Source organism: Pseudomonas sp. WS 5411, from assembly GCF_012985595.1.
Classification (GTDB): domain Bacteria; phylum Pseudomonadota; class Gammaproteobacteria; order Pseudomonadales; family Pseudomonadaceae; genus Aquipseudomonas; species Aquipseudomonas shahriarae.
This window is the reverse complement of the sequence record NZ_JAARMC010000015.1, coordinates 52996-66062: the sequence shown is the minus strand read 5'-3', so window position 1 is coordinate 66062 and position 13067 is coordinate 52996. Positions and strand designations below refer to the sequence as shown.

Sequence of the window (13067 nt, the reverse complement as noted above, 5' to 3'; positions counted from 1 at the left end):
GCCGCCCCCCCCCTGTGGGAGCGGGCTTGCCCGCGATGGCGGTGGTTCAGGCGCTACTTCTGGTATCTGACACACCGCCATCGCAGGCAAGCCAGCTCCCACAGTTGATGTGTGGTGTGTGTAAGGTTCTGTGCCAGGCAGAGATCCCCTATGGGAGCAGTCGAGGCTGTACAAGCATCAGGTTCGGGCACTAAAATGAGAAGTATTATCATTCGCTGCTCATTGGACCTGACATGTACGACGACAGTCTCGTCTCGCCCGTCGAACAACTCTATACCCGTCATCACCCCTGGTTGCGCAGCTGGTTGCAGCGGCGCCTGGGGCACTGCGCCGATGCCGAAGACTTGGCCCACGACACGTTTATCCGGGTGTTGCGCACGCAGCAGGATGTGCGGGAGTTGCGACAGCCCATGGCGTTTCTGGCGGCGATTGCCAATGGCTTGCTGATCAACCGCTGGCGCCGCCAGGCGATAGAGCGGGCTTACCTGGAAGCACTCGCCGCCCGCCCGGAAGGTGAGGAGCCATCGCCCGAGACCCGCTACCTGATGATCGAAACCCTGCTGCAGCTCGACTCGCTGCTGGTGGGCCTGTCGATGCAGGTGCGCAAGATCTTCTTCCTGTCCCAGCTCGATGGCCTGACGTACCCGCAGATCGCCGCGCAGTTGAGCTTGAGCGTGGCCCAGGTGCAACGGGCGATGGGCAAGGCTTTCAGCGTGTGCTACGCGAGCCGTTTTGAATGACTGGCAAGCCGGTTGCACCGAAAGTCCGCGAGACGGCCATCGACTGGATCGTCCGCGTGCAGTCCGGAATGATGAGCCCGGCCGAGCAGCAGGCGTTGCAGCATTGGCGCCAGGCAAACGCCGAGCACGAATACGCCTGGCAACGCGTCGCCAGTTTGCCGCTGATGCTCCAGCCCGGGGCCAACCTGTTGGCCGATGTCACCGCGCGGCGGGCATTGGAGGCGGCCGGGGCCGATCCGGCACGGCGCCGGCAGGTGCTCAAGTGCTTGTTGGGCCTGGGCCTGCTAGGTGGTTTGTCCTGGCAGGGCGCGGAATCGACCCTGGTGCGCGCAGCCTTTGCCACGTACCGCACGGCCACCGGCGAGCGCCGCCGCTGGACCCTGGCCGATGGCAGCTCTCTGTGGTTGAACACTGCCAGCGCTGTCAGCCTGGACTTTAGCGCGCAGCTGCGTCGCGTGCAGTTGATCGAGGGCGAAGTGGCGCTGGATGCTCGGGTTGAATCGCGCCCGCTGCAACTGCTCACACCGGATGCGCTGCTGCGTGGTCAGGATGCCAATCTGCTGGTGCGCCATGATCAGCAGGGCACGTGGATTACCGTAGTGCGCGGGCTGGTCGAGGTGAGTTCGCCGCGCCATCCGGCACCGGTATCAGTGGCGGCAGGCTGGCAGACCCAGGTCGATCGCCAGGGTGTGGGCACGCCACGGCAAACCGATGGGTTTCTGGCCCAAGCCTGGCTGCGCGGGATTTTGCCCGCCGAGCGTATGCGCCTGGATGTGCTGCTGGCCGAACTGTCCCGTTACCGGCCGGGCGTCTTGCGATGCAGCGAGCAGGTAGCGGCGTTGCGCGTGACCGGCAGCTTCCAGTTGGACGATACCGATGCGGCGTTGGCGTTGGTCGCCCATGCATTGCCCGTGCGTATCGAGCGGCGGACCCGCTATTGGGTGACTGTGGTGCCGGTCTGAATATTTTTTTACGTTCCCCCCGTAGTTTTTCCAGACTCGCTTGGCCTCTAGGAATAACCCACCGAAACAGGTGGGCCTTCACCTCTAGGAGTCCTGCATGATTTCTCCCGCAAGTGTCTTGCGCACCCGCACATTGGGTCTGTTGTTACTCAGCCTGCAACCGCTGTACAGCACGGCGGTTTTCGCCCAGGCCGAGCGCCAGCCCTACAGCATCGAAGCCGGCCCGCTGGACCAGGCACTCTCGCGCTTCGGCGTGCAGGCGGGTATCAGCATGGCGGGCAGTTCGACGCTGACGGCGGGCAAGCGCAGCAACGGCCTGCACGGCGATTTCAGCACCGAAGCCGGCCTGGCAAAGTTATTGGCGGGCACGGGCTTGAGTTTTCAGCGCCAGGCCGATGGCAGCTTTGAACTGCATCCGGCGACCAGTGCCGTGGTGCTGCCGTCGCAGAAAGTCACTGGCGATGACCTTGAGAAAAAAGCGGTGTACACCGAGCCACGTTCGCTGGTGTATATCTCCAACGAAGAAGTGCGCCGCTTTGGCGTGATCTCCGCCGGCGACCTGCTCAAGGGCCAGCCGGGGGTGCAGGTGGGTGACAGCCGTAATGGCGGTGGCCTGGATGTGAATATCCGCGGGATCCAGGGGCAAAGCCGGGTCGCGGTCACGGTCGACGGTTCGCAGCAGGCGCTGGATGTCTATCGCGGCTATGCGGGCACGCAACAGCGCAGCTACATCGACCCCGACCTGATCAGCGACGTGTCCATCGACAAAGGCCCCAGCCTGACCTCCAGCGCCATCGGCGGCACGGTGGCAATCCGCACCCTGGGTGTCGATGACATCCTGCGCGACGGCAAGAACGTGGGCCTGCGCTTGAAGGGCGATCTGTGGAACAACGGCGTCGAGCCGGCCTCGCGCAACAGCCATTCGACCACCGAGGACCTGTACTCCGAACCGCACCAGAACCGTGGCGGCCTGTTCGGTTCCGACTCGGAATCGGGCAGCGCGGCGTTTGCCTATACCCATGACCTGTTTGATGTGGTGGCCGCCTACGCCCATCGCAACCAGGGCAACTACTTCTCCGGCAAGCACGGCCAGGACCGCTACCGCACCTTTGACCGCTATGGCCAGGAAAACATGACGGTGGCCACTACCTACAACGCCGGCGAAGAGGTGCTCAACTCCTCGGCAGAGACCGAGTCGATCCTGCTCAAGACCACCCTGCGCCCGGCCGATGACCACACCTTCGACTTCGGCTACATCCGTTACGATGGGCGCATAGGCGAGATCATGCCCTCGGACATCTTCCGTTTCGGCACCGGCGGTATCTACCAGTACCCGCGCGGCAGCACCAAGATCGACACCTACACCGCCCGCTATCACTACCTGCCCACGGGCAATATGCTGGTGGACCTGACGACCAGCCTGTGGATGACCGATGCCAAGACCAGCCAGTTGACCTCGGTGCTGGCACCAAAATCCCAGGCCTATCGTTCGGACCGCAACTGGACGCGCCAGGATGACCGACGCATCGGCGGTGAACTGGCCAATACCTCGCGTTTTGATACGCGCTATGGCGATTTCAAGCTGGACCTGGGCGGCTCGTTCCAGCTCGAGGAACTGCAGCCGCAAAAGAGCGTGGTCACCACACAGAACGATATCAACGCGAACCGCAGCCTGCGTGACGGTTCGCGCAAGGAATTCAGCCTCAACGGCAAGCTGGAGTACAAACCGGTGGATGAGCTGACGGTGTGGGGCGGCGGGCGCTATACCTACTACCGCACCAAGGACCATATACCGCACGCGACCGCCCAGCGCGAGGAGCGCGAGTTGCGCTACGTGAACGTGATCAAGCCGGGCAGCTACGGCAATATGCTGTGGTTCCCCGACGCCAACGGCCAATACACCGACGCCACCGACCCGCGCCTGAACAACGGGATTGTGTTCAGCGACACCAACAACCCGTTTGATGGCCCGCGCTACAACGACTATGGGGGCGTTGCCACACTCGTCTATCCGTCGCAGGTGGGCGAAGTGGTCACCGGCTACACCTATTCGGGCAAGCAGAGCGACAGCAAGGGCGCCTTTTCGCCGGCCATCGGCATCAACTACGAGATCGCTCCGGATACCTTCATCTATGCCTCGTACACCCAGGGATTGCGCATGCCCTCGTTGTTCGAAACCAGCCAGGGCACCCTGCAGACCATGCCTGGCAAGGGCCTGAAACCGGAGCGTTCGAGCAACTGGGAAATCGGCGCGAGCACCCTGCAAAAAGGCCTGCTGGCGGACAACGACACGGCGGCGATCAAGCTGGCGTACTTCAATAACACCATCAAGGACTACGTGACCCGCTACTACGACCCAAGCCCTGGCCTGATGGGCCTGATGAACTTCAGCAATACCGACAGCTTCAAGACCAGCGGCCTGGAACTGCAATCGAAATACGATGCCGGCTGGGTCTTTGCCGACCTGTCCTCGACCTACTACCTGAAGACCGAAACCTGTGACTCGGCCTTCGCCGCGCGCCTGCGGGCCAGTTCCAACCGTTGGCGGAAGCTTGACGACACCCCCAACTGCACCGCGGGCAGCTTCATGGGCTCGTACACCAACACCCAGAACCCACCACGGGTCGCCGGTAACCTGACCTCGGGCCTGCGCTTCTTTGACCAGACCCTGACCGTGGGCGGGCGCCTGACCTACACCTCGGGCCCGACCGTCACCGCCGACAAATCCTGGCAGACCGGCGCCACCACGGCGCAGCTGGTTTATCGCGAAGTGGCGCTGGTGGACCTGTTCCTCGACTACAAATGGCAAGACCACACCCAGTTCAACGTGTCGCTGGACAACCTGACGAACCGTTACTACCTGGACCCGCTGGCCCAGAGCTTTATGCCGGCGCCGGGGCGCACGTTGCGCATGGGCGTGGTGACCAAGTTCTGATCAGCGGCGCCTAGCGGTCCAGGGAATGTTCGTAGGCTGCGGTCATGACCTGCCAAGTGTGGGGATTGGCCGGGATCAGGTGCTCGATGCGCAATGAGGTGACGGTGATGTCCTGGGGCATGCCGAACGTGGTGAAGGTGGACATGAAATCCAGCTGGCCATGCCGTGAATTCACGCGGGTCAGCACCAGCGGCGGCAGTTGATTGGCCAGGGGTGTCGAGCCGTGCGGCACGGGCAGGCTTTGCAGCAGCGTGGCCAGGGTCGGGTTGCCCAGTGCTTCACGGGCAGCCCGTTGCCAGGCGAGGTTGCGGATCTCGTCAGCATTGAGCAGATGGTCGCCCAGGCCCCCCGGTTGCAGCAGGGTGCTCAGCAGGTTCAGGCCTTGTGCAGCGTCTGGCGCCAAACCCACCAGGTCGAACAAGACCTGGGTGCTGGCATTGGCGGCGAGCACTTCCCAGTGACTGCCCAGCACGATCGCCGGCGCCGGATTGTTGGCCTTCAGTACATGGCTGATGGCATCCCGAATGGCATCCATTGCCGGTGCTGCGAGCGGCGTGGCTTCGTAGCGCGGGGCGTAGCCGGCGGCCAGGAACAGGCTGTTGCACTGCTCCAGGGGCACCTCGAGGGCGCTGAGCAGGTTATGCAAGGTGCCCGGGCTAGCCTTGGCGCGGCCGGTTTCGATACAGCTCAAGTGGCGCTGGGAAATGCCACTGATCAGCGCCAGCTGCAATTGGCTCAACTTCGCCTGACGGCGCAACAGCCTCAGTTGGGTGCCGGCGTCGGTCTCGGGGTTGGCGCGGGGGAAGGGTGGGCGGTTCATGGATGGACTCTGGGAGGGCGGGGCGGGGGGCGTCCATGACCTCGCAGGTCATTGAGATGGCGGCGACGTTATCACTAATCTGCGGCTTGCCCAATCCTGCGTGGTGGACCCTATGCACAGACCCTACATCGCCCTTGCCAGCCTAATGGCGTTCTCCCTGTACACCCTGGGCACCCTGCTCTGGGCCGAGCAGTCGCTGCTGGCGTTCGGCCTTGAGCTGCTATCCCGGCCCGATACCGCCCAGGTGGTGATCGACCTGTACCTGATGGCGGCCCTGGCGTGTGTGTGGATGTACCGCGACGCCCGGGCCAAGGGTCGGTCGCTGGCCAGTGTGTTGCCTTATTGGCTGCTGACGGCGGTCTTTGTCTCAGTCGGCCCGCTGCTGTACATCGTGGTCAACGGCTTTGCCAGGGACCGGCAATGAGCAGCAGCCTGCATGTGTTTGCCCTGTGCGTGCTGGTGTTATTTGCCAAGATGCTGGCGATTTCCTGTTACCAGGGGTTTTTCCGCCTCAGGCACCGGGCGTTCACCAACCCCGAGGATGCCGGTTTTTTCAAGCGCGATGCCCTGGTGCACGAACTGTCCGCCGTCAGCCGGGCAAGCAGGGCCTGGGCCAATGACCTGGAGAATATTCCGCTGTTCTTCGCGCTGGGCGGGTTGTGCGTGGCGTTGGGCACCCATGGGGTGGCGACGGCCTGGCTGTTTGCCCTGTTCACCGTCGCGCGGGTGCTACATACCTTGATGTACCTGGGTTGCCGCCAACCCTGGCGCACCCTGGCCTATGGCGTTGGCCTGGCGTGCCTGCTGGGGTTGGCGGGGTTGATCGGCGCGGCGCTGCTGCCTATTCGATAGGGTATTTGCCGAATGCCGGGTGTTGCTCGGCCAACTGGGCGTGGCGTTGCAGGTTGGGAAAGTCCTCGGCCTTGACCACCGAGGGCACGGCGTACTGGCTAAAGGACCACGCCACCGCGACGCTCAGCGATGCTTGGTTCAACGACTGGCCAGGAGTGTCGGCTAGCAGTTTTTCCAGGCCCGAATAGGCCGCCAGCAGTTGCCCGGTTACCCGATCGAGCCATGGCCCATGCAGCTTCTCTGCGGGCCGCAGGTTGTGCTCGTAGTAAATCTGCACGCTCTTGTCACAGGCGGCCAATGCCAGGCCGATCACTTGCAGGTCCCGTGCACGGGCCGCAGCGGTTTGGGGCAAGAGTTTTTTATCGGCCGGTGCCAAGGTTTCGAAATAATCCAGGATCAGGCTGGAGTCCATCAGCACCGTCCCGTCGTCGAGCACCAGGGTCGGGGCCTTGACCACCTGGTTGATCCTGGCGAATTCGTCGAAGGTGCTGAACACCGAGAGGGATTGCTGCTCAAAGTCCACCCCATACAGATCCAGGGCAATTGCCACGCGGCGTACATAAGGCGAGTCCAGCATGCCAACCAGTTTCATGAAGCCTCCATTGCTATCAAGGGGAAGGGGTTGTGCGTTGACTTGATGCCGCTGTTTTTTACCATAAATGCCTGGTTGAAACTGAGCCCGATCGTCTGTGGACCCTTGGCAGGATCATGGTGAGCGCGAACGGCAGTCAGCGACGTTCGGTAGGCCGCAGGGCCGGGATCGGGAGTATGGTGGAGCGGGCAACCCGTGGATTATCTCTGGAAGAGGAGAGGTGACTATGAGCGTTCCCCTGTTGAACAAGATGCAGCTCAATGGCTATGAAATTGTCCGGGTCAATAGCGGCCCATGGCGCGTCTGCACCAAGGATGATCGACTGGCTTCATTCAGCTCCCGCGAACAGGCGCTGGCCTATGCCGCGACCTTGCCGGGCTACAAGGCCCGGCCACGGCCGACCCCATAACCTTGGAGGGGGCCGGTTTTGCGGCCCCCGCACCGGGTCAGACGAAGGGCTGGCCGCTGAACCCGCGTGGTAGGCGCTGCAGGCCGGGCAGCTCGGTCAGGCGTTGGGTCCAGGCGCTGCGCCAGTCATTGTGGGGGCTACCGGAGCGGGCTCTGCGTGCCGCGCGGCGCGATGCGTTGCGCTGGTTACGGCGGGCTTCCTTGTAGGCATCGGTGTTGCGGCAGGTGCGGCATTTAACCCGGTTCAGTTCCACCGTGGACGTCAGGTTATTGCCGTGATGGCCGCAAGCGAGGTGCCCCGCGACCTTGAAGTGAGTGACCATGTCAGCGTCTCCTTCTGTGAGGGTACGCGGCACCGCTAATCTGTTGATGCTCGCGCTCAAGGCCAGGCCGATTGAGGCCGAGCCCTTATATTTCCGACCCCACGCGCGCGCTGACGTTCACCACCCGTCTTGGTGTGCCGAATCTGAAGAATTCTCACGGTGGCTAAAGGCCTGCGCCGGGTTTGCTGGGGCGCGTTCAGGTCGCCAACTCCGTGCCTGCTGGGCGGCCTTGGCGTTACCGGTTCCAGGGACTATTGTTGATTGTCTGGCGCACAGCCCAAAGGAGGGCGATACCATGAACACCAGTGCTCTACTGGAACAACTGCTCCGTGCAGGCCAAGCTTCGATGGCGCAGCAAGGCGGCTCGGCGGCACCCCAGGGTGGCGCGGGAGGGCTCGGTGGCTTGGGCGGCCTGCTCGGTGGGTTGCTGCGCGGCGGCGGCTCCGCAACGGCGTCGGGCGGTGGCGGCCTCGGCGATCTGCTGGGTGGTCTGGGTGGCATGTTGGGCGGGACCCAGGCGGGCGGATCGACCCGCGCGCGCACTGGCGGTACCAACTACGCGGCCCTGGCGTCACTGGGGATGATGGCGTTCCAGGCGTATCAGGCTTGGCAACGGCAACAGGCCTCGGCGCCGCAACAGACGCTGCAGACGGTTGACCAGTTGTCTGGCGCCGACGTCGAGGCCCATAGCCATGCGGTACTGCGTGCATTGATCGCGGCGGCCAAGGCGGATGGGCGGATTGATGAGAAAGAAAAGGCCTTGATCTCCCAGGAGATCGGGCGCCACACCGACGATCCGGACTTGCAGCAATGGCTCGACGCTCAAGTCGCCAAGCCCCTGGATGCAACCGACTTTGCCGAATATGCCAATGACCCGGCGGTGGCTGCCGAGGTCTACCTGGCCAGCGTCATGTTGGTGGATGACCAACAGGACGCCGAGCGAAACTACCTGGACGAGTTGGCAGGTGCGCTGGGCATCGAGCCGGAGCTGCAACTGCACCTTGAGCAGCAAGCCAAACCGGCCTGATACCGAGGCAACTTGAAGAGTGTGCTTGCTGCAGAGCCCTAGTGCGGCTGCGATAGTGGTGGCTCAGCCAGCATCAAGGCCAGCCATACCGCCGCCATCGCAGCCTCGCCGGGGCTCGACAGCTCCCACATTATTTTGTGCCAGCTGGCAGAACGTGTTCGCTGCAGGGCGCCAGCGGTAAGGTCCGCAGTCCCGGCAAACACCGACGAACCCTGTGGGAGCTGTCGAGCTTCAGCGAGGCTGCGAAAGCGGTGGCTCAGCCAACATCAATGCCAGCAGTACCGCCGCCATCGCAGCCTCGCCGGGGCTCGACAGCTCCCACATTGTTTTGTGCCAGTTGGCATAACGTGTTCGCTGTAGGACGCCTGCGTTAAGGTCCGCAGATCCGGCAAACCCCGATAAACCCTGTGGGAGCTGTCGAGCTTCAGCGAGGCTGCGAAAGCGATGGTTCAGCCAACATCAATGCCAGCAGTACCGCCGCCATCGCAGCCTCGCTGGGGCTCGACAGCTCCCACATTATTTTGTGGCCAGTTGGCATAACGTGTTCGCTGTAGGACGCCCGCGTTAAAGTCCGTAGTCCCGGCAAACACCGACAAACCCTGCGGGAGCTGTCGAGCTTCAGCGAGGCTGCGAAAGCGGTGGCTCAGCCAACATCCATGCCAGCCGTACCGCCGCCATCGCAGCCTCGCCGGGGCTCGACAGCTCCCACATTGATCTCCCTCCAGTGTTTCAGAACCGTAGGGTAGCCCCGGTCGTCAGCCAGCGGTCGCGATCCCCGGTCAGGTTGCGTCCGACCACCAGGTCCACATCGACTTGCTGACCCAGATGCACCCGCGGCCCGGCTTGCCAGGCCTGGTCGCCGCCTTGTTGGCCATAGCGTTCTGCCAATAGCGTCAACGAGTTCGCCAAGCGGTATTCCAGGCCTGTGCCCCAGGTCAGTCGGTGATTTTGTTCGCCATTGTCATAGGTATGGGCCCAGCCGGCATTGAGGTTCAAGCGTAGCGTCTGAGACGCTTGCCAGGTCAGCGGCAGGCCCAGGTCTGCGCCATCGAATGGGTGCCGGCGATCCACCGCGATATGCGCTGCCGCCGCCCAGGCGATCTCCACGCCGGCATCCTGCCAGGCCCACAATGAGCCCTTGAGCTGCGGGCTGAGCTGGGTGTGCTCAGGGTCATCCTCGAGGGCGGCGCCCCATTGCAGGTTGGGCATTGCGCGGGATGTGCAGGCGGCGGAGAGGGTGGTGTGCGATGTCGAGCGGGTGTAGCCGCCGTCGATATTGCATTCGCCGGGGGCGTTGATGGCGCCATCGTCCACCACATAGGAGCCACCGGCGGCGAAGGCCTTGGACAGCAGGCCGAGCACCAGGAGGGCGCCGATAAAAATCAGGTTGCGCCGCAGCGCCCGTTGCCGCGATGCCGGTAGCCAGTCAAAGGCAGCAAGGAAGGTGTGTTTGTGCATGGGGTCATGCTCCAAATGAACAGAATGATCTGTAGCGATGGTGCTGTTGGAGTGGGCTGGGTGTGGCAAACCTGTCTGCCACACCCAGCCCGGTCACAACAGCAAACTCAGTACCACTGCTTGAAGCGGCGGATGTAGATCGTCTTCATCAGCTGTGCCACACAGCAGTAGGCGAGCAAGGTGCCGACCAGCCAAGGGAAGTAGGCCCAAGGCAAGGGTTGCAGGCCCACGATCGTGCCCAGGGGCGAGAAGGGCACATAGATCCCCAGGGCGATGACCAGGCTGGTCATCATCAACACCGGCCAGGCGGCGGTGCTCTGGAAGAACGGGATCTTGCGGGTGCGCAACATATGCACCACCAGGGTCTGGGAGAGCAGCCCTTCGACGAACCAGCCGGACTGGAACAGGGTCTGCATTTCCACACTATTGGCCGCAAACACGTACCACATCAGGGCAAAGGTGGTGATGTCGAAGATCGACGAGGTCGGCCCGATCCAGATCATAAAGCGCCCGATGTTCTGCGCGTCCCACTTGCGGGGCTTGGCCAGGTACTCCTTGTCCATCTTGTCCCACGGCAGGGCCAGTTGGGAGATGTCATACATCAGGTTCTGCAGCAGCAAGTGGATCGCCAGCATCGGCATGAAAGGGATGAACGCACTGGCCACCAGCACCGAGAACACGTTGCCGAAGTTGGAGCTGGCCGTCATGTTCAGGTACTTCATGATATTGCCGAAGGTCTCGCGCCCTTTAAGCACACCTTCTTCGAGCACCATCAGGCTCTTTTCCAGGAGGATGATGTCGGCCGATTCCTTGGCAATATCAGTCGCGCTGTCCACCGAGATGCCGACGTCGGCATCGCGCAGGGCTGGTGCATCGTTGATGCCGTCGCCGAGGAAACCCACGGTGTGACCATTGGCCTGCAAAGCCTTGAGCACCCGGGATTTTTGCAGCGGCGTCAGCTTGGCGAACACCGTGCGTTGCTCAACCTCCTGCTTGAGGGTCGCATCGTCCATGGCTTCGATATCCGCGCCGAGCAGCGGCTCGCCAGGCTCCAGGCCAACCTGGCGGCAGATGGTGCGAGTGACCACGGCGTTATCGCCGGTCAACACTTTGACCGCGACTCCGATCTCTTGCAGCGCAGCAATCGCCGGGCCGGCGGTTTCCTTCGGTGGATCGAGGAAAGTCAGGAACCCGTGGATCACCAGGTTGCGTTCATCGGTGGGGGTGTATTGCTGGCGCGCCAGGGCCTTGGGAATGTTGCGGGTGGCCACCACCAGCACGCGGAAGCCGTCCTCGTTGAACTCGTTGGCGGTGTTCAGCAGTTCCTGGCGACGACGCTCGTCCAGGGCCACGGCGCTCGCGCCTTCCATCACATGGGTGGCGATAGCGAGCATTTCTTCCACAGCACCCTTGCACACCAGCAGGTGATCGCCGTGGCTGTCCTTGACCACAATCGACAGGCGCCGACGGACAAAGTCGAAGGGCAGTTCATCGACCTTGCTGTAGGCAAACGGCACCTGGAACTTGGGGTTGTGCTGGGAAAACGCGAGCACCGCCTGGTCCATCAGGTTCTTCATGCCGCTTTGATGATGGCTGTTGAGCCAGGCCAGGGACAGCACTTGGTCGTCCCGCTGGCCGAAGGCGTTGACGTGGTGCTCGAGGATGATTTTGTCCTGGGTCAGGGTGCCGGTCTTGTCGGTGCACAGCACGTCCATCGAACCGAAGTTCTGGATCGCGTTGAGGCGCTTGACCACCACTTTGCGCTTGGCCATGGCATTCGCGCCCTTGGCCAGGTTGGCGCTGACGATCATCGGCAGCATTTCCGGGGTCAGGCCCACGGCCACCGCCAGGGCAAACAGGAATGCGTCGCCCCAGTCGCCCTTGGAAAAGCCATTGAGGAAAAACACGATGGGCACCATCACCAGCATAAAGCGGATCAGCAGCCAACTGACGCTGTTCACCCCACGGTCAAAGGCGGTCTGCACCCGGGAGCCGACGATGGCCTTGGCCAGCGAGCCGAAATAGGTGCGTGGCCCAGTCGCCACCACCACTGCCTGGGCGCGGCCGCTGACCACGTTGGTGCCCATGAAGCAGATGTTGGGCAGATCCAGCAGGTTGCTCTGGTCGGCAGCGCTGAGGGTGGCGGATTTTTGCGTGACGTCGCCCAGGGTGTCGTATTTTTCCACGGGCAAGGCTTCGCCGGTCAGCACGGCCTGGCTGATAAACAGGTCGCGGGACTCGATCAGGCGGATATCGGCCGGGATCATGTCGCCGGCCGACAACTGCACGATATCGCCGGCCACCAGTTCACGCATCGGTACTTCGCGCAGGATGGGTTGGGCGCCGACCTGCTCGCGGCGCAGCACCGTGGCGGTGGTGCGCACCATGGCCTTCAGCGCCTCGGCGGATTTGGCCGAGCGATGCTCCTGCCAGAAGCGCAGCAGGCTGCTCAGGGCGACCATGGTCATGATGATAATGACCTTGGTCAGGTCGACTTCCTCACCGGCGCGCAGCGGCAGCCAGTAGTCGGTGACAAAACTGATCACCGCCAGGGTCAGCAGCACATAGATGAAAGGGTTGTTCAGGGCCTGGAGGAATTGCACGACAGCGTGGGGCGGCTTGTCGTGGGCCACTTCGTTATAGCCTTCGCGTTGCAGGCGGGCGCTGGCATCCAGTTCGGTCAGGCCGTCCTTGGTCGCCCGGACGTTGGCCAGGGTGGCTGCCAGGCCGTTTTGCGCTTCGCGGGCGGCACGCATCGACAGTTTGCTGTCATGGGTGGCGCGGTGCTTGTTGGGCAGTTGCGTGGTTTTTACGGCGCTCATAGTGTGTACTCCTGTCGACATACTCATTACTTGCCTGGCGGGCAGGCGAGCACGAACATGCCGAGTCGCAATTTTTGCGATCAGTTCTAATAACTTTAAAGAGGTGAGTTAATTAACGGGCGCGCAGA

At 62.8% G+C, this 13067-nt stretch carries 12 protein-coding genes; 7 read left to right on the top strand and 5 right to left on the bottom strand.

The annotated features are described in order from the left end of the window. The first annotated feature begins 233 nt into the window (after window positions 1-233). The 3 genes from HBR93_RS19245 to HBR93_RS19235 all read left to right on the top strand — a co-directional run bounded on the left by HBR93_RS19245 (window position 234) and on the right by HBR93_RS19235 (window position 4637). Window positions 234-740, top strand: coding sequence for a sigma-70 family RNA polymerase sigma factor (locus HBR93_RS19245; protein WP_057440019.1), 507 nt, complete (start codon window positions 234-236; stop codon window positions 738-740). Beyond that, window positions 737-1702: a FecR domain-containing protein gene (locus tag HBR93_RS19240; protein WP_169960863.1), complete on the top strand. Its 966-nt coding sequence runs from the start codon at window positions 737-739 to the stop codon at window positions 1700-1702. Before HBR93_RS19245 ends, HBR93_RS19240 begins: the two co-directional genes overlap by 4 nt. Before the next feature lie 97 nt (window positions 1703-1799). Then, window positions 1800-4637, top strand: coding sequence for a TonB-dependent receptor (locus HBR93_RS19235; protein ID WP_169960862.1), 2838 nt, complete (start codon window positions 1800-1802; stop codon window positions 4635-4637). 10 nt (window positions 4638-4647) lie between these two features. Here the strand turns inward: HBR93_RS19235 and HBR93_RS19230 are convergent, their stop codons facing one another. Continuing rightward, window positions 4648-5457 (bottom strand): helix-turn-helix domain-containing protein, encoded by an 810-nt coding sequence (locus HBR93_RS19230; protein WP_169960861.1) that lies wholly within the window; start codon window positions 5455-5457, stop codon window positions 4648-4650. Window positions 5458-5569: 112 nt separating this feature from the next. Here HBR93_RS19230 and HBR93_RS19225 point away from each other — a divergent pair, with 112 nt between their 5' ends. Further along, complete coding sequence (locus HBR93_RS19225; RefSeq protein WP_169960860.1) at window positions 5570-5881, top strand: DUF2834 domain-containing protein; 312 nt, start codon at window positions 5570-5572, stop codon at window positions 5879-5881. Next, entirely contained in the window at window positions 5878-6309 is a 432-nt protein-coding gene (locus HBR93_RS19220) for an MAPEG family protein (protein ID WP_169960859.1), read from the top strand. Before HBR93_RS19225 ends, HBR93_RS19220 begins: the two co-directional genes overlap by 4 nt. Here HBR93_RS19220 and HBR93_RS19215 read toward each other — a convergent pair. Next, window positions 6299-6901, bottom strand: a complete 603-nt coding sequence (locus HBR93_RS19215) for a glutathione S-transferase (protein WP_169960858.1) — start codon at window positions 6899-6901, stop codon at window positions 6299-6301. The genes HBR93_RS19220 and HBR93_RS19215 overlap by 11 nt on opposite strands. Before the next feature lie 226 nt (window positions 6902-7127). Here HBR93_RS19215 and HBR93_RS19210 point away from each other — a divergent pair, with 226 nt between their 5' ends. Further along, window positions 7128-7310 carry a hypothetical protein gene (locus HBR93_RS19210; protein WP_057440026.1) on the top strand — a complete coding sequence of 61 codons (183 nt, stop codon included), beginning with the start codon at window positions 7128-7130 and terminating at the stop codon, window positions 7308-7310. Window positions 7311-7347: 37 nt separating this feature from the next. On the opposite strand, the gene HBR93_RS19205 is transcribed toward HBR93_RS19210, so the two are convergent. After that, window positions 7348-7632, bottom strand: a complete 285-nt coding sequence (locus HBR93_RS19205; RefSeq protein ID WP_057440027.1) for a hypothetical protein — start codon at window positions 7630-7632, stop codon at window positions 7348-7350. A gap of 295 nt (window positions 7633-7927) precedes the next feature. On the opposite strand from HBR93_RS19205, the gene HBR93_RS19200 reads away from it, so the two are divergent. Further along, the gene (locus HBR93_RS19200; protein WP_120732868.1) at window positions 7928-8659 is read left to right on the top strand and encodes a tellurite resistance TerB family protein; all 732 of its coding nucleotides are present in this window, start codon (window positions 7928-7930) and stop codon (window positions 8657-8659) included. 729 nt (window positions 8660-9388) lie between these two features. Here HBR93_RS19200 and HBR93_RS19195 read toward each other — a convergent pair. Both HBR93_RS19195 and mgtA read right to left on the bottom strand, forming a co-directional pair. After that, complete coding sequence (locus HBR93_RS19195) at window positions 9389-10117, bottom strand: hypothetical protein (RefSeq protein ID WP_169960857.1); 729 nt, start codon at window positions 10115-10117, stop codon at window positions 9389-9391. 107 nt (window positions 10118-10224) lie between these two features. Beyond that, on the bottom strand, window positions 10225-12939 hold the full coding sequence (gene mgtA / locus HBR93_RS19190; RefSeq protein ID WP_169960856.1) for a magnesium-translocating P-type ATPase: 2715 nt from the start codon (window positions 12937-12939) through the stop codon (window positions 10225-10227). Window positions 12940-13067 lie beyond the last annotated feature (128 nt).